This is a genomic window from Mycobacterium leprae TN, from assembly GCF_000195855.1.
Classification (GTDB): domain Bacteria; phylum Actinomycetota; class Actinomycetes; order Mycobacteriales; family Mycobacteriaceae; genus Mycobacterium; species Mycobacterium leprae.
Genome location: NC_002677.1, coordinates 2,145,092 through 2,161,797 on the forward strand (window position 1 = coordinate 2,145,092; position 16,706 = coordinate 2,161,797).

At 56.4% G+C, this 16,706-nt stretch carries 8 protein-coding genes and 9 pseudogenes; 6 read left to right on the plus strand and 11 right to left on the minus strand.

Features of this window, described 5'->3' with window-relative positions:
* The first annotated feature begins 73 nt into the window (after positions 1-73).
* Positions 74-1,414, plus strand: coding sequence for an ABC transporter substrate-binding protein (locus ML_RS09030; protein WP_010908530.1), 1,341 nt, complete (start codon positions 74-76; stop codon positions 1,412-1,414).
* A 663-nt stretch (positions 1,415-2,077) separates the two neighbouring features.
* On the opposite strand, the gene ML_RS16230 is transcribed toward ML_RS09030, so the two are convergent.
* The 5 genes and pseudogenes from ML_RS16230 to ML_RS19280 form a co-directional block, all read right to left on the minus strand.
* Positions 2,078-2,245 carry a hypothetical protein gene (locus ML_RS16230; protein ID WP_231846592.1) on the minus strand — a complete coding sequence of 56 codons (168 nt, stop codon included), beginning with the start codon at positions 2,243-2,245 and terminating at the stop codon, positions 2,078-2,080.
* Positions 2,246-2,291: 46 nt separating this feature from the next.
* Positions 2,292-3,523: pseudogene (locus ML_RS19265) on the minus strand (APC family permease); the annotation flags it as partial.
* 250 nt (positions 3,524-3,773) lie between these two features.
* A pseudogene (locus tag ML_RS19270) lies at positions 3,774-4,166 on the minus strand (aminotransferase class III-fold pyridoxal phosphate-dependent enzyme).
* 94 nt (positions 4,167-4,260) lie between these two features.
* Positions 4,261-4,506 carry an aminotransferase class III-fold pyridoxal phosphate-dependent enzyme gene (locus tag ML_RS19275; protein ID WP_414085492.1) on the minus strand — a complete coding sequence of 82 codons (246 nt, stop codon included), beginning with the start codon at positions 4,504-4,506 and terminating at the stop codon, positions 4,261-4,263.
* On the minus strand, positions 4,503-4,802 hold the full coding sequence (locus ML_RS19280; protein WP_414085493.1) for an aminotransferase class III-fold pyridoxal phosphate-dependent enzyme: 300 nt from the start codon (positions 4,800-4,802) through the stop codon (positions 4,503-4,505). The genes ML_RS19275 and ML_RS19280 overlap by 4 nt, the downstream gene beginning before the upstream one ends.
* Positions 4,803-5,537: 735 nt before the next feature.
* Here ML_RS19280 and ML_RS09050 point away from each other — a divergent pair.
* Positions 5,538-5,986 (plus strand): annotated as a pseudogene (locus tag ML_RS09050) (Lrp/AsnC family transcriptional regulator); the annotation flags it as partial.
* A gap of 895 nt (positions 5,987-6,881) precedes the next feature.
* On the opposite strand, the gene ML_RS09055 reads toward ML_RS09050, so the two are convergent.
* The 3 genes and pseudogenes from ML_RS09055 to ML_RS09085 form a co-directional block, all read right to left on the minus strand.
* The gene (locus ML_RS09055; RefSeq protein WP_049769810.1) at positions 6,882-7,142 is read right to left on the minus strand and encodes a serine hydrolase; all 261 of its coding nucleotides are present in this window, start codon (positions 7,140-7,142) and stop codon (positions 6,882-6,884) included.
* Between the two features lie 827 nt (positions 7,143-7,969).
* Positions 7,970-9,410: pseudogene (locus tag ML_RS16245) on the minus strand (FAD-dependent oxidoreductase); the annotation flags it as partial.
* Positions 9,411-9,417: 7 nt separating this feature from the next.
* A pseudogene (locus ML_RS09085) lies at positions 9,418-9,930 on the minus strand (TetR/AcrR family transcriptional regulator).
* 101 nt (positions 9,931-10,031) lie between these two features.
* Here ML_RS09085 and ML_RS09090 point away from each other — a divergent pair.
* A pseudogene (locus ML_RS09090) lies at positions 10,032-11,633 on the plus strand (FAD-binding oxidoreductase).
* Positions 11,630-12,601, plus strand: a pseudogene (locus ML_RS09095) (diacylglycerol kinase). Before ML_RS09090 ends, ML_RS09095 begins: the two co-directional pseudogenes overlap by 4 nt.
* Here the strand turns inward: ML_RS09095 and ML_RS09100 are convergent.
* The 3 genes and pseudogenes from ML_RS09100 to ML_RS09110 all read right to left on the minus strand — a co-directional run.
* The gene (locus ML_RS09100) at positions 12,582-13,094 is read right to left on the minus strand and encodes a DUF3145 domain-containing protein (RefSeq protein WP_010908531.1); all 513 of its coding nucleotides are present in this window, start codon (positions 13,092-13,094) and stop codon (positions 12,582-12,584) included. The pseudogene ML_RS09095 and the gene ML_RS09100 sit on opposite strands and share 20 nt — an antisense overlap.
* 138 nt (positions 13,095-13,232) lie before the next feature.
* Positions 13,233-14,054 (minus strand): serine hydrolase domain-containing protein, encoded by an 822-nt coding sequence (locus tag ML_RS09105; RefSeq protein WP_010908532.1) that lies wholly within the window; start codon positions 14,052-14,054, stop codon positions 13,233-13,235.
* Between the two features lie 39 nt (positions 14,055-14,093).
* Positions 14,094-15,099: pseudogene (locus ML_RS09110) on the minus strand (class I SAM-dependent methyltransferase); the annotation flags it as partial.
* A gap of 84 nt (positions 15,100-15,183) precedes the next feature.
* Here ML_RS09110 and ML_RS09115 point away from each other — a divergent pair.
* Together ML_RS09115 and ML_RS16250 are read left to right on the plus strand one after the other, a co-directional pair.
* The gene (locus ML_RS09115) at positions 15,184-16,269 is read left to right on the plus strand and encodes an S-(hydroxymethyl)mycothiol dehydrogenase (RefSeq protein WP_010908534.1); all 1,086 of its coding nucleotides are present in this window, start codon (positions 15,184-15,186) and stop codon (positions 16,267-16,269) included.
* 53 nt (positions 16,270-16,322) lie between these two features.
* Positions 16,323-16,492 (plus strand): annotated as a pseudogene (locus ML_RS16250) (MBL fold metallo-hydrolase); the annotation flags it as partial.
* Positions 16,493-16,706: the final 214 nt, after the last annotated feature.

Sequence of the window (16,706 nt, forward strand, 5' to 3'; positions counted from 1 at the left end):
TTGCCTTCAGGCTCGTGACCTTCGCGGATCCACGACTACAGCAGCAATTGCAACGTGCGTGTAGGCATACGACGTGACCCGGCCCCGCTATTCAACATTAGTTGCCGAAGCACTTGCGTTGGCCACCGTCCTGTTGACTGCTACAGCAATGCTGATGGGCTGGTCAGGAGGCCAGCTACGTGGCGGTAAGGTCGTCGTTACAATGCGCCTGTGGGCTGACCAGATTTCCACAGCATATAGTCAGTCGTTCCAGGCCTTTACCCGTACCCATCCCGATATCGAGGTGCACACCAATGTCGTTGCCTACTCGAAGTATTTCAATACCCTACGCACCGACGTAGCCGGCGGCAGCGCCGACGATATCTTTTGGCTATCAAGCGCTTACCTCGCAGCATATGCTGACAACGGTCGGTTGATAAACATTAGTAACAGCCTCGGACAGAGGGCCACTTCAGACTGGGAGCCAGCAGTGGTAGACCAATTCACCCGAGCCGGAGCGTTATGGGGTGTACCGCAGTTGACCGATGCCGGCATCGCTGTATTCTATAACGCCGACCTGCTCACTGCTGCCGGTATTGATCCGGTCCAGCTCAACCGCATGCAATGGACTTCTAACGATGACGACACCTTGCGCCCCTTACTGACTCAGCTCACCCTAGACACCAATGGACATGTCGCTAAAACACCAGGTTTCGATTCAAGACGAGTCCGTCAATGGGGGTATAATGCGGCCAACGACCCCCAGGCCATCTACCTTAACTACATCGGGTCAGCCGGTGGAGTATTCCAACGCGGCGACGAGTTCGCCTTCGATAACCCTTCGGCGGTCGAAGCCTTCCGATACCTAGTCGGTCTGATCAACAACGATCACGTGGCACCGCCGGCCTCAGAAACCAACAACAACGGCGATTTCTCGCGCAACCAATTTTTGTCTGGCAGGATGGCACTCTTCCAGTCCGGCACCTACAACTTGGCACTAATAGCCCGCGAGGCCCGGTTCCACTGGGGTATCGCAATGATGCCGACCGGCCCGCAGGGACGAGTGAGTGTTACCAATGGTATTGCCGTAGCTGGTAATTCAGCAACCAAGCATCCGGATGCGGTGCGTCAAGTATTGGCCTGGATGGGCAGCAGGGAGGGCAACGCGTACCTGGGGCGTCACGGTGCCGCCGTCCCAGCAGTGCGGTCAGCTCAGTCGGTCTACTTCGACTACTGGGCCGCAAAGGGCATCGACGTCACACCCTTTTTCTCGGTGCTGGACGGCCCTCACATTCCGGCTCCGGGCGGCGCTGGCTTTCCCGCCGGAGACGACGCGTTGCAAAGCTATTTCGACGAAATGTTCCTAGGTCACGGTGATGTCGAGAAAATCCTGTGTCAAGCTCAAGCGGCAGCGAACACCGCAGCTCACCGCTAGCCAGAAAACACATGAACCGGGCTGTAACGGATCATTTTATCACTGTGCGAATCGCGGAATACCCGTTGGATCTCGCCGCCTTCTCCGTTCACAGTGCCGAAAGCCTGCTTCCAATAGCAGAGTAACCACTTGCAGTACAATGTCTTCGTCGACTATATCCATAAATCTTCAATTTTCCAGTTTTTCTCACACCTGCGACGTCCCAAGCGCTGAGGAACGAATCCTCAGCGTCCCAACCAATCTCCGGTGGATACATAGTCCAGTCGCGCACCGCGAAGCTGACCACTCGCGACGATACTTCGAATTGTTTGGCGGACTGAAAACAGCGCCTCACCAAATCGACTACATCCAGGATAGCCGATTAGACACACTTCACCCGCGATAGCTTGCAGTTATAACCACGATATCCGGGGGGAGTGATCGTTACCGACACCGCCGACGAATGCAGCAGCCAGTCAGCCGTCGAGCCGATTACCATCTGCCCTTGCCCACGTCCACCGCTCAGCAACAACCCCAGCACCAAATCTCAGCGTCGACTTCCTCGATACACTCAGCCACGACCGAGTGGTGCGCGCTGTGGCATTAGTTGATCTCGATCCCGTCGGCTACCTTGTCGACATGCTGCTGGGCCTCCTTCGCCGAGTCCGCGGTAAGACAATCTACCTATTGCACGTATTCGGCGTCGATACGCGCCCGTGGCGGGGTCAGCCACAGTTTCAACATGATGGTACCGACGGTTAGCGACGTTCTCAGCATCCGCGCGGTGCGCACGGCCAGGTACAACCCTGACAACCCGATTTGCCAGCCAGGTAGCCGGGCAACGACAGTCACAAGGCTTTCTTTGACGGATTGTTGAGCACTTCGTTTTGCTGGGCTCCTATCGCGATGCAATCGGTACCGCGAGTAAGTTGAGCGCGCTACGATAGCGACCCCACGCCAGGTAAAAGATCTAGAGTCAGCGCGACCACTGGCTGAACAGGATCTAAATTATAGCAGAGCAGACTGACGAGATGATATCCACACGCCAGCACTGCAAGTACCGATGTCACCGGATAATCAGGAACTTTGAACGTACGCGGCAGGTTGAGTGCGCACACGCACAGGATGATCACCCCTGTAGACACGACGATGAATGAGATAAGTGTACCGAGGGACACCCCATGTCCGCCAAATCAGACAACGGTACGACAGCAGCCAGCATCAACATGGCCGTCGCGACTATGATCGTATTGGCAACCGGAATCATCGTGCGCGGATTAACCGTCACAAGCCACGTCGGCAAAAAATCCTTCGCGGTCCACGGCAAGCAGGATGCGCGTCTGGCCATACGTCGTGACCAACATGACGGTGAAGATCGAGATCACCACACCGGCAGCCATAGTGATGGTCACCCACTTGCCGTGCGTGACGTGGTCGAAGATCGTCACCAGCCCGTCCTCTTGCTGCCCACCAAACTTCTGCCACGGCTGAGTACCCAACACAGCGACCGAGGCGAGCACATAAACGCTTGTGACAACTATCGGCACCACGATCAGTTCCTACGGCATCGTCTTCTGCAGGTTTTTCCCCCGTCACCCGCGGTCAACCCGGTGTCAAGGCCGATGAAAGAGAAAAAGATCGTGTCCGCCTCCGCACCGATGCCGGCAACGTCGAATGGCGCTAAAGCATTGATATAGTTGACGTCGTAAGCGCTGAACGCGATGACTACGAACATGCCCAGTATACCGAGCTTGATTCAGCACCATGATCGCGTTGACCTTCAACCGACTCGCTGGGGCGCAGATCACAAGAGTAAGCTGCATATTCCGGCCAGGATTGACGACCGGCAGATTCACATAACCCGGCGCCGAGTTCCACGGCGCAAACGACAAAGCCTACGGTATCTCGAATCCGGATAAGTTTCGCAGCAGCTTGTTGACGTAACCGCTCCAAACGGCCGCGGCGATAGCCACTCCGTACTCCAACAACAAGCAAGATAGATCATCCCAGGAACTGATTCTGGCACCTCCTGGGACAGCACAAAGAAGACGCCGATACCAATCGTCGGGCCGACACCAAACATGTCAGATCGAACGTGCCGATACTCCGTTTGAAGTGGGCAGAGGCCCCGACATCTGCTCTGTCAGGCTGATCGACAGGAACGTCATTGCACCTCCAGAGTTGTTAGATCAGCCTGATTATCAAACCTCCCTTAACACGGCGGTGAACTATCGTACCGACCCGTCGATCTCCTCGGCAGTTATGGACAGTTATGACTAGTGCAGGTGCGCACCGTAGCGCCGAACCACGGGTGTCCTTCACCAGCACACCACAGCTGGCCAACCGCATGCTCATTCCTTGCCGGTGGCCAACGTCGGCTCTATATCGACGCTGCCCACAATACCAGGCCGCGCACCGCCAACACACCATCACCGATCAGGCTCCGCAGATACACGCACAATTCAGCCGAGCGAGCCTGGAATTCCTCACGCGTCAACATGAAAAAAACAACCGTCGTACCAATTGCCGCGGCCAACGGGTTGCCAGCGAACGTCGAGCCGTGCTCACCAGAATGCAACAAGCGAGGATCCCGAGGTCTGGCTACCACCGCCGACAGTGGAACCACGCCGCCGCTGACCACCTTACCAAGCAGGCAATCTACCAATATTACCGCTCAAAGCGGTCACCCACGAAACATATAGCCTGTGCGGGCCAACGACTGGATTTCGTCGGCGATCATCAGCACGTTGTGCTCGCTGTACAACGCTTGCACGGCCAGCAAGTAGCCGTCTGGGGGAACAATGACGCCGGCCTCTCTGGGAGAGGCTCAAGTCGCGCCGCTACAGTGTTGTCGTCGATCGCTTCAGTCAAAACCGCAGTATCACCGAACAAAATCCCGATGTGAACGACCCAACTCTGCGTCGCATTACCGGATCGGACGAGAAGCTGACGCCGCGGATCATCCAACCATGGAAGTTGTTATCGGCCAAGATGATGTGTGCCCGACTCTCAGGGACTCCGTTGGCTTCTACACTCCACTTGCGGGTGACCTTGAGGAAGCTTTCCACTGCGTCAGCGACGGAGTTAATCGGCAACACCATTGTCTTTTTCACACACCTAAGCAAGCGCAGCGCAAAACGGTCCTACATTGCCGGAATGGAAGGCTCGACTCAACAATCACAACGGTGTCGAGTTGAGCGTGTGCCACCGCGGTGATCTCCGGATTGCGATGGCTGAAGTTAACCGCAGAATAGGCGGCCAAGCAATCCAGGTAGCACCTGCCTTCGATATTGGTGATCCACGAGCCCTCGGCTCTTGCCGTGAGCACCAGTAGCGTCGCATAATTATACACTGCATTCTTTTCCGCTAAAGCAATGAATTCTTGAATTCGTTCTGTGGCCACTAGCACTTAAGCTGGAACGCCAAAAATTTCCATGGGAAAACATCCGACATGCAACACTTGACTGAACCGCCGTCAAAGCCTACTTCACGAAGCCGCGTAGCGAAATTTTTTGCAACAGAATGAAGAACAACGTGTAAACCATAGGACAGAATATTAATATTCCGAATATATAGGCGTCGACATTACCGAAAACAATGACGTCGGGAAACAGCGTGTACAGTGATCCTGCATAGCTGTACTGTACTCCGGAGGATAGAACACATTTGTGTGATAATCGAGAATCCCTAGTGCGGCATCTAAGTGATAGAAGCCGGGGCAACCAGTTCGAAGAAACTACCGGTTTCCCCAATGCCACGGAGATTTCGGCATGTGCGCTTCGGTAGGCGCGAAATCCATATCAAGCCAACACTATTTCTCCCATCAACAGTACCGTCTCCCTATCCCTCATTGACGCGACGAGCGGTCACCGGCTGATTGCATACTCGACTGCGAAATAGGTCAGCGGGGTCATCGCGTATCGACGAGATCGGGGCGTGTGACCGCGCTGCTCGGCAGCTTGCCATGTCAACGTTACTATGTTGAGAACAGGCGGTCTCGACATAGTAATCGGTCATGAATTAACAATAATTTTGCCTTAATTGACAAGCAAAAAGACAACCATTATGTTCTCAGCGAATTCGTAGCGCATGATTTGAATTTGCGAGGATCATTACCCAAAAGGATGGGTGCAAGGTTCCTATGTTGGACCTCCTAGATAACACAGAAGAACGTATTCTCGCCAAGCTGGCCAAGCATGCGCGAACTACCTTTGCCGATATCAGACAGCAGGTGAATTTATCCGCACCGATAATCAAACGATGTGTCGATCGAATCCTTGACAAGGACATGACCAAGGATTTCACAACTAAAGTCATCCGCAATACACTGGGCTGTAACACCGAGACCTAATAATACTCGGAGATTCTGCCATGGCAGGATTGCTTACGATCAGTTGCAGGCGGCGTGGGTTAATATTCTCGCAGTTGGCAGCATCGCTGACGGTTACCGGAACCTCTGACGTCTTCCTCCACGTACTCGCCCGTAACATGCAGCACCTCGCGACAGCGCTCGAACGCATCCTTTCAAGCGCTGGTATCGAGCACAGCGAAAGCGTCGCCGTTCTATCCAACGCATACGGACATAGCGTGCCGAGCGGCTGGTTGTCCAATCCATCCAGACGCGTCAACCCAGATGCTGATGTGATTAGCCATATGCGATATAAGTAGTATTTCTTTCATATACCGAATTGGTCATAATGTGCTTAAGCTGCATCGGCAGGTACTGGAACAGATCATGCGGTATATGTCGGCCACCCACTTACGTTATGCGAAAAACTATCTTCTAGATTTACGGACTAAACGCGTAGACGTGATCTTGGGGTACGATCTTGATGACGACTGCAGCCAGCTTCATATTTGTGGTGTCGTCAATATAATCGATATTGGTATTGGTGAGATTGACGAGCGTTAGTTACTTATTCGGTAAGTAGACCGCCACGGTTTCGTTACCGGGCAAAGTGCCGTTGCGCACGATCTATACAGCAACGTTACAAATTCCTAACCAATATCGGATCCTCATTGACACACTGGCTCATACACAGTCTCCGGCCGTTGCCGTTGCATCTCCGTACTGAAAAGCTTGCCGATGGTGGAACAGCGACCGTCCAAGCATGCCAGTCTTCGAGCGTGAAAATCATCTCCCTGGTGACCCAAGTTGAGGACGGATCCCAGTCGGTTTCCGTGGTCTATGCACCGTTGACAGTTAAGATGGCTTAGCCCTGAGCGTGTGGTTCCGAAAACCCGTTCGTTATAGAAAAATCACGATAAGCGGTGTGATGATGCGTTAACGCAGATAGTCGCACCACGACTATCTGCTGACCTTTTCCACCACCAGACCCAACAGAATAATATCGGCGTTTAAGTCGTGAGATGTCTCTCCGGCAACTGTGCGAATGCGTATCCGAGCAGCTCCCGAGGACTGAAGCGGCGATGCAGATCAGCGAAATATGCTTGCCTAAAAGCTTGATTGTTGGCGCATTTATACAGTTCACTTTGCATCCGTGTCGACTGTAGCAAGGTAATCCAGTCTTCCAACAAGGATACCATCGACATACTTCACGATCGAATCGTCGATGTGGATCATCGCCTGGTCGGCAAACTGCGGCAACGCCATCACGGTAAAGGTCTTTGTTTCGCTGCGAATTCGGCTGCAGAAATCTGCATTCATCACAGCACCGGCTGCTTTATAAGAAACCTGAAACGCTCGAATATATTCGACCTTGCTGCCGCTATAAACCCACGATAGCACCTGGGATCAATGCCGTTCGCTGGTTTGGCCACCGCTGCTTCCCTTGAACTGCAGGTTGCTGTCTTGTGTCTGTGGCGGTGAGTTGTTCGGTTGGTTTCATAGGTGGTGGGTGAAATGGCTGTTTTTGCGTTTTATGACTGGCCGATATGTTCGGTAGTCGTGGGGGGCAGCCCGGAATCCTGTTGACGTGTTTTGCTGTGTTGCGGGGTTTTTGTTGGTGGGTGGCTGACTGCCTGCTTTCGATGAGGCTTCGTGTGCTTTGCCGCAGTGGACACGATTAGCGCGGCGCACGTAAGCATGTCGGTGGTGGATGCTGCTTGGTCTACATGTTGATGATGCCAGGGGCTGGGCACCTGGGCTGTGCTGAAGGCGATATCGATGCAGGCGTGAGTGTGAGGATAGTTGTTAGCGCCGCGGGGTAGGGGCGTTTTAGTGTGCATGTCATGGCCTTGAGGTGTCGGCGTGGTCAATGTGGCCGCACCTGAACAGGCACGTCCCCGTGCACGGTATAACTATTCGCACCTGATGTTATCCCTTGCACCATTTCTGCCGCTGGTATCGGTGTCGGCGGCTTGTTGACCGGCCCTCAGCCAGCAAGCAGGCATGCCGCCGGGTGCAGCAGTATCGTGTTAGTGAACAGTGCATCGATGATCCGGCCGTCGGCGGCACATACGGCAACCTTCTAGCGCAGATCAACCACCCACACCCCACCAGCCCACCACAACACCACCACCCAAGGCCTCAATCACCCCAACAATGCCCCGTCCGATGCTGACTCGCACAGGTCGCTGCGGTGCTGTGGCCCGTGTGTCGAACTCATTGGCGTGGTCGGCAACATCCAATGCACATTCATAGGTCACCGCATATTCGAACTCCGCCTGAGTCACGTCAATGCCATCGATAACCAGCTCGGTCGGCCGTGTGCAAGTCGCAGTGGCGATGACGTTGTAAGCCTCAGCCCTATAACGTTGTGCCAGCGACCTCGACACGCCGACGCCCGGCCCCATGCTGCAGCCAACAACGCGGCCCGGGGTTGGCCAGTATTCCGATCAGCGGTAAATCGCGGGTCCGACAATTTGCGGCGGGCAGGTGCCACAGGCGGATGACGTGATCCAGCACGTCCCTTGCCGTGTAGCGATATTCGGTCAGCTTGCCGCCTATCGCGCTGATCACGTCGAAGGGCAACTCGACCACAGCGTAGTCTCGCGACACATCTGCGCTGCGGCCTTCGCAGGTGTCGATCAACGGCCGCAAACCAACGTAGGAACCGATGACATCAGTAATCCGTAACGCCGCCCCCAACGCAGTGTTCACTGTGTCCAACAGAAACGTGATCTCCTCTAAGAAGGATTCGCAGTACATTGGGAATCGGTCCTGGAGCCGCTTCATCGGTCAACCCAGAGAAGACTGGATTAACTGTTCGGGCATGTGAACACGAAGCGGTTGAGCCCACCAGGAATCGGAATTGTCAACGCTGCAGTCGGATTGGCGAACAATCTAGCATCAAAGATAAGGCTTGTCCCAAAGCTAGGCCGCAACTTCAGCGATGGGTTCTCGCCCGTCCACACCCCGACAGCATTGATGACGGCAATTACCGACACCTCGAACAACTATCCGGCGAGCTAGTCAGTCAACCGCACCGAGTTTCCAGTGGCCTTTTGGATGCCGGCCACGTAGGTGAAAATTCTGGCGCCATGTTGCGCCGCGGTGCACGCGACCGCGATAACTAGCCGGGCCTCATCGAGCAATTGCCCGTCGTAGGCTAGCAATTCACCGTCAAGCCCGTCACATCGAACCGCAGGAGCCATATCCACGACACACTATGCCTAACCCTGCATAATAGCGGCAGCGTCGACGGCGGTGTGCCCGTAAGAATCCGCGACGCGTCGCCGTCGAAAAATCCAGCATGCACTAGTGCTCGCGTAGTGTGCCCCATCGACGGCAGCAACGGAATCAGCGGCAGCATCGCGTCACGAGATTAGGGGACGTTGCATGTCATGAAGATTCCGTGCTCGACGGCGCTGCGCCGGATGATTCCCACGTTGCCGGCCACCAGATGACATAGACTCTATGATCCAGTTTAGAACTTCAATGGCTGGTGCCAAAACGCCAGAGCATGTTTTCCGCCAGCGCTACCCGAAGCCCGCGCGACGCGACATCGAGAGCAATCCCGACGCTGGTAAGATCGTCACGGATCACGATGACGTCGGGCCGGTCGCTGTCAGCGAGTGCTTGCAGTTCGATCACGCGACGTTGAGCACCGTCAATTTAGTCATCAGGACAGGTACCCGTTCAGCGAGTAGATGAATTCGGCGGCCAGCGCATCGACATCAAAATCGGCCACAACCTGCTCCGACTGAATGGTCAACTGAGCGATCAGCAACACCATCGTGGCCATCCTGTTAGGAGTCGCCGGCGCGTACGCTGCCGTGCCGCTGGGCCACCCGCAACCGTTCTGCAAGAGCGTCGATCAATATCTGCTGACTAGCCCCCAAGCTTTCGTTGATGTGGATCTGCACCAGCTCCTAGTGCATCATCAACATAACCAGTCTGTCCTGACACAGCAGATTGGCGACTGTAACGATCCGATGCACAAGCGATTCGCGATCGTCGTCGAATAATGGCGCGTCGCGCATCACGTCGGTGATGCGCGTGGTCAGCAGCGCCACCATAATCGACCGAGTATCAGGCAATCACCAGTATACCGTTGGCCTGCGCACACCCGCACGCCGTGCTATCCGGCAAGGACCGCCCTGTCCACGCCGAAATCAACGACACATCTGGCCACAGTACCCGCTCCGCGGTATCCAGCGAAGCATTCTTAAAATTGATAGCATATGTAAAATGCAATAACACGTGATCCATGTTGAGCAACTCACTTTTCCGCCGATGAAATGGAACGCATGAGGAGATCCGGCCACAACCAAACCACTTGCCGAGGGGAATCCGGTCTTTGCTGAAGCAAACCTTGAACCTAGCGGAACGAGAAGAGACTGAGCTCGAGCCCGACAAGGTGAAGCTACGCCTAGCCGCATTATCGAAATGCAGATCACGATGCGCTAGTCAGGATCATGGGCGTCGATTGCTGCCGCACTTCCGATGCGTGACAGGTTGTTGGACACCGACGGTAAGTCCACCCCGGACATGTTGCGGCGAAAGGACACCGGAGTCCAAGATGCATCCGACGCGGTGTTGCTGCCCAGCAGCCCCAGAGGTGAAGACACCGTCACCGTCATTTTGGATTACTGTTCTAAGCACGGCATCGCAGTCATCCCGTGCGGAGGTGGCACCAACATCGTCGGTGAGCTCAACTCATCCCACGTCACGTTCGATGCCGTAGTTTCCCTGGGTTTGCGGCGTTTCAATCAGCTGCTCGCCCTAGATGAGGTATAAGGCACAGCCAAGTTATGCACCGATGTCATTGGACCGGAAGCCGCATCAGCTTGACGAACACAGTTTCTCGCTCGGACACATCCCACAAAACTTTGAATTCGCCACTATCAGAGGCTTCGCGGCGACCCGGTCGTCCCGCCAGGACTCGACTGGCTACGACCGGTTCAACGACATGATTCTTGGGTTACGGATAATCACCCGGTTGGCACGCTGGTGCTGGGCGGCGCGCCCACCTCGGCCGCGAGTCCGGATCTGCGGCAACTAATGCCATAGGCTCCAAGGGCACCCTTAGACGTCATAGCCCAGGTATGGTGGTGCATGCATCGCACGCCGCAGGGCGTCCATTACGAAGCATGGTCGTTCTCCAATTTCAAGACCGGGGTTACCGCGCTGCGGACGGTCCTTGACAATGGCCACCGTTACCATCGTTATTCGGCTCTCTGAGGAGGCCAAGACAAGGGCCAATCTCGTCACCAACAAGTCAATCGGCGAAAACCAAATCACTAACAACTGCTTGGTCATCACCGTGTTCGAAGGCATCAAGGAACGCGTCGAGAGCCAGCAGACCAAAAGCAGTGCGCTGCTGGCCGGCCCAGAGCGGCACATCGTTGAGAGAGGGGCTGGCACAGAACTGAGAAAGCGGCCGATTCGCCGTGCCATACCTGCACCTGCGCTACACTCTGCTAGCCGCAAGAGTGCTCTGCGAGCCGCTCGAGAACGCCACCGTATGGTCCAACATGCCCGCGCTTAAGGCCACAGTCACCGACGCGCTGACCACCTCGTTAACCACACCGGGAGCAACGGCTCTGGTGATGTGTCACGTGTCGCACGTCTACCCCAGCGGTGATTAACTGTACTGCACAGTCGTCGCCAAGCAGCGGAACAATCCGATCTAGCAGTGGCGGACCTCCAAGAAGACCGCTTTGGATGCGATCCGGCCTCCGGAGGAGGCATAACCCACCACCGTGCGGTCCGCACCGACCACCGACCCTGGATGCACGATAGGGGGTCGGCTATATGAGTGTACAGGTGTTGCGTGCGGTCAAGATGGCGTTGGATCCGGACGAAATTCTCAATACCGGCAAACTGATTCTGTGACCCAATTACGCCAGCGCGAAATCGCCCATGTGACCGTGCTGACCAGTCCCCTGTCGAGGCATGGCAGTGCAATAGAAGCGGCACGACGCGCGATCACCCGGCTGCAGTAGCACGACTTAGAAGTCGTGGAAATCATCGGTGATGATGCTGAAGATGCACAGTATCTCGTCTACGCGGCACTCGAGAAGGGCACCGAAGCAATCATAGTGACGGGCGGTGACGGCTTCATCTCCAACACACTGCAGGTCCTGGCAGGCAACGACATTCCGCTGGGAATCATCCCAGCTGTAACCGGTAACTATCATGCTCGTTAATCCGGAATTTCCACAAAGGATCCCGAAACTGCTGCCAACATCATCGTTGCCGGCTGGACAGAAACCGTTGACTTGGTTAGGATTTTAGTGTCGCCAGGTACGCAAAAAGTGGGTCAAGTGGTTCGGCAGTGTAGTGGTAACTGGATTCAATTCCCTAGTGACCGATCGCTCCAACTGAATACGCTAGCCACACGGACGATTGCGCTGCTATCTGGTGATAGCAGCCGAACTGTCGTAGCTGCGACTCTATGCGTTATCGGTCGATCCTCGACGAAACCAGGAGCCAGGGAAGTCGAGTGCGATATCGTGTTCGCGGCCTTCGGCAATACCCTCAGTTATGGCGGGGGGACTGCTGATCTGTCCCAACGCCGATCACAGCGACGGCCTGCTCGACATCACCATGGTGAAAGAAGCATCCCGGACCAAGCTGATCCGCTTATCCCCCATTGTAATAAAAGTAATAAAAGGCATCCATATTACCTCGATGGGGTCAGCACGGAACGTGCCAAGTCAATCCACGTTAAGTGCCCCGGAATCCACGCCTATGCCGACGGCGATTTCGCGTGCCTGCTCCCCGCCGAAATCTCCGTGGTCGCCGGTGCTCTGCAAATTTTTCGTCCACACCAACCACCCGTTATCCGACCCCACGGCTGAGCCAGGTCACCTCACCGACGTCACCGCCGTCACGATACACTTCGAGCGCGTCGTCCCACGCCGTTCCCAGTACCGAATCCAGTTCGGCGGCAAGTGTGTCGGCACCGTGAGCCATCATCGCCCGCAGTCGCATCTCCCCGACCATGATGTCACCGTTGGCACTCATCGACCCGCTCCACAACCCTAGCTGCGGTGTGTGACTGAACCGCTGACCGTCGACTCCGGGGCTGGGATCCTCGGTGACCTCGAACCGCAACACCGACCACGAACGCAACGCGTTGGCCAACCTGGCGCCGGTACCCACCGGTCCGGTCCAGTTGGTGACCGCACGCAGCTGCCCCGGCATCGCCGGCTGCGGTGTCCACACCAAGTTCGCCTTAGTCTGCAGGGTCGACGACAATGCCCACTCGACATGCGGGCATACTGCCGCGGGTGAGGCGTGGACATACACCACACCCGCCGTGGCGTCAGCGAATTGATTCGACGCACGCATCTGCTACTCCTTCGGTTCCACGAGGGACGTCTTCCCCAACGACCTGGTGAACCCGAAGAACAAGATACTTGCCGGTATTTGTGTGTCTTGCGTGCCTATTGTGCCTTGTGAGACCCGTGTTGCGCTAGTCTGCAATCTCTATCGGGCGTACTCGGATATTACGGCGTCGGAAATCGCCGGCCACAGCTGCAGTGCCCACTCACCGAAATCGCGGTCCGTGAGGACCACCAATGCTAGCTCCGCCTCCGGATCTGCCCAGATAAAACCGCCTGATTGACCGAAATGGCCGTATGTTCGGGCGGAGTTGAGGGTGCCGGTCCAATGCGGTAATTTTGAATTCTTGATCTCATAGCCTAGTCCCCAATCGTTGGGACGCTGCACACCGTGCCCGGGCAGGACGCCATCCAAGTCGGGGAATTGCACAGACGTGGCTTCCGCGTGAATTTGCGCCGAGACCGTCGCAGGACGCAGCAAGTCATTAGCGAATGCGGCCAGATCGGCCACGGTCGAGGTGGCCCCAAACCCGGCAGCCCACGTACCATCCTCTAGCTTGGTGGCTGTCATCGCCAGTGGCTCCAACACCGCCTCGGTGAGGTAACGGCTGAATCCAATCCCCGCCTCCCGCTGCACAGTCTCGGCCAGCACCCTAAAGCCGTAATTCGAATAAATCCGACGGGTGCCGGGCGGAGCCATCACGTACTTGGAGTGCATCGCCAAGCCTGATGCATGCGCCAGTAGATGGCGGATCGTGGAGCCAGGCGGACCGGCCACGGTATCGAGGTCGACAACCCCTTCCTCGATGGCGATTTGCACGGCGCGGGCCACCAGTGGTTTGGTGACTGAGGCCAGCGGGAACACCTGCTCGGTGTCGCCGCGAGCGGCTAACACGCCGGTGGGTCCGACCACCGCGGCAGCGGTAGTCGGAACCGGCCAGTCATCAAGTGCGTCCAGAGCTACCATTAAGTTAGGCGGGGTAACTTTGTGGCGATGTAAATGTATGTAGTTGTTGATCGGGTCGGACTCGATATCGACCACCCGCACGTCGTCCAATCCCGCGTCGCCGAACATCGTGGTGGCCAGCCACCTTCCCCACACCGCATCCAATCCGGGGCACCCTGTAGCGCCAAGGACACCGTCATGCAATGCATCAGCGAGGCCGTATACAGATAAATGCTCATCAGGACATCGACATTGTCTTCGAGCTGGCTTGACACCTTGATGCTGGCCATTAGGAGCACATCGCCGGGTCGCAGGGCTTGATAAATATTTTCCAGCACCCGCACCGGCTGTGCATGATCGTGACTAGCGTCAAAAACGGTGATGACGTCATAGGCGGCAGCCTTATCTAACCGGGCCAGATTGTGGCTCTCAAAGGTCACTGTTCCTAGACCGAGTCGATCCTCCTCCGCGGTGTGGATCGCAACGGCCTCATTGGAAAAATCGATGCCGATGAACCAGCTCGCGGGAAAAGCTCGTACCAACACATTGACCACATGACCACTGCCGCAATCGAAATCGGCGACGCCGGCTCCAGACCGCAAGCGTTCCGGAAGGCCGTTGGCCAACGGTAGCACCACATCGACAAACGCTGCATCAAACATCGCACCGCTCATCTCAGCCATCAACGAGTAGAAGCGCGGAAACTCGCTGTAGGGCCCGCCAACGTCGTCGCAGAAACCCCCGATGAATTGCTGTTCAAACCCGCTGAACAGCGGAATGAACTGAGCCACCGAGGCGAGATTGTTTGTCCCGGTCGCCCACACCAGCACGGCCACGCGGTGTACTGATAACGAGTAAGTCCCGGTCTCGGCGTAGTAGTCGACGACATGCCCTGTGGTCATGTCACCCAACCACTCCCGGACGTAGCGCTCGTTGAGCCCGGCGACGTACGCGATCTGGGTGCTGGTGACGAGCGAAAGCCCGACCATCGTTTCCAGCAAAGCGGTTTTAATGTCCGACGCTCATGAACAGTGCCAGTCTGGCGTTGTTCATGAGCGTCGGACATCCTCTCGATGAATGCTTCGGTGGTTGCGAAGCCGGTCTCGGGCGCCGTCATACTAAGCAACGCTACAACCGTAGGTTGGACACCATGAGTCAAACAGTACGCGGAGTAATCTCGCGCAAGAAGGACGAACCCGTGGAACTGGTGGACATCGTCATCCCAGATCCCGGGCCGGGGGAGGCCGTGGTCGACGTCACCGCGTGCGGAGTGTGCCACACTGACCTGACCTACCGCGAAGGCGGCATCAATGACAGGTATCCGTTCCTGCTCGGCCACGAAGCAGCCGGCACGGTCGAGGTCGTCGGGCCGGGCGTGACCGCGGTCGAACCGGGCGACTTCGTAATCCTGAACTGGCGAGCCGTGTGCGGGCAGTGCCGGGCCTGCAAACGCGGCAGGCCAAGCTACTGTTTCGACACATTCAACGCCCAACAGAAAATGACACTGATCGACGGCACCGAACTTACCCCGGCGCTGGGCATCGGAGCCTTCGCCGACAAGACGCTAGTGCACTCTGGTCAATGCACCAAAGTCGATCCCGCTGCCGATCCAGCGGTCGCCGGCCTGCTGGGCTGCGGGGTGATGGCCGGGTTAGGCGCCGCAATCAATACCGCCGCAGTGAGCCGCGACGACACCGTCGCGGTGATCGGCTGTGGCGGTGTGGGTGATGCCGCAATCTCCGGGGCCGCGCTGGTCGGTGCCAACCGGATCATCGCGGTCGACATCGATGACACGAAACTGGAGTGGGCACGCACGTTCGGTGCCACCCACACCGTTAACGCCCTTGAACTCGAAGTCGTCAAAACCATCCAGGATCTCACCAGTGGCTTCGGCGTCGACGTGGTAATCGACACGGTCGGCCGACCCGAAACCTGGAAGCAGGCCTTCTACGCCCGCGATCTCGCCGGAACCGTTGTACTGGTGGGTGTACCGACACCCGACATGCGCCTGGACATGCCGCTGCTAGACTTCTTCTCTCATGGCGGCTCGCTTAAGTCATCGTGGTACGGTGATTGCCTACCTGAACGCGATTTCCCCACCCTTGTTGACCTCTATCTGCAGGGACGCCTTCCATTGGGCAAGTTCGTCTCCGAGCGCATTGGGCTGGGCGACGTCGAAGAAGCATTCCACAAGATACACGGTGGTAAAGTGCTGCGCTCGGTGGTTATGCTGTGATTGAATGGGTAGTCCCCCAAAGAACCTTCGAACTCGACAGTAGCAGTTAGGAAATCGATAACAACATCTGGATAGTCGGTGACGACACCGAGGTCGTGATTTTCAATGCCACCCCCCATTAAGCAGCACCGATCGTAGCGACAATCGATGGCCGCACAACGTAGTGGCAGTGGTGTGCACCCACGGCCACAACGATCACATCACAGCGGCTCCCGAGCTTGGACTCGATGTTGAAGTGTTTTATAGGACACCTGCATCTTTCGGGCCGGTCGGGATAGGTTTTGGGCCAACACCCCCACAATTTGTTCGGGACTGTACTTCTTGGCCAGCACACATGTCTATCTCCGTACGCAGCTGCCCACAACGCTCACCTTGCCGGCCTTTAAAGCCACTGGGCCCACTGCTCACTGCATAGCTAAGCAATACAAGCTCAGTAA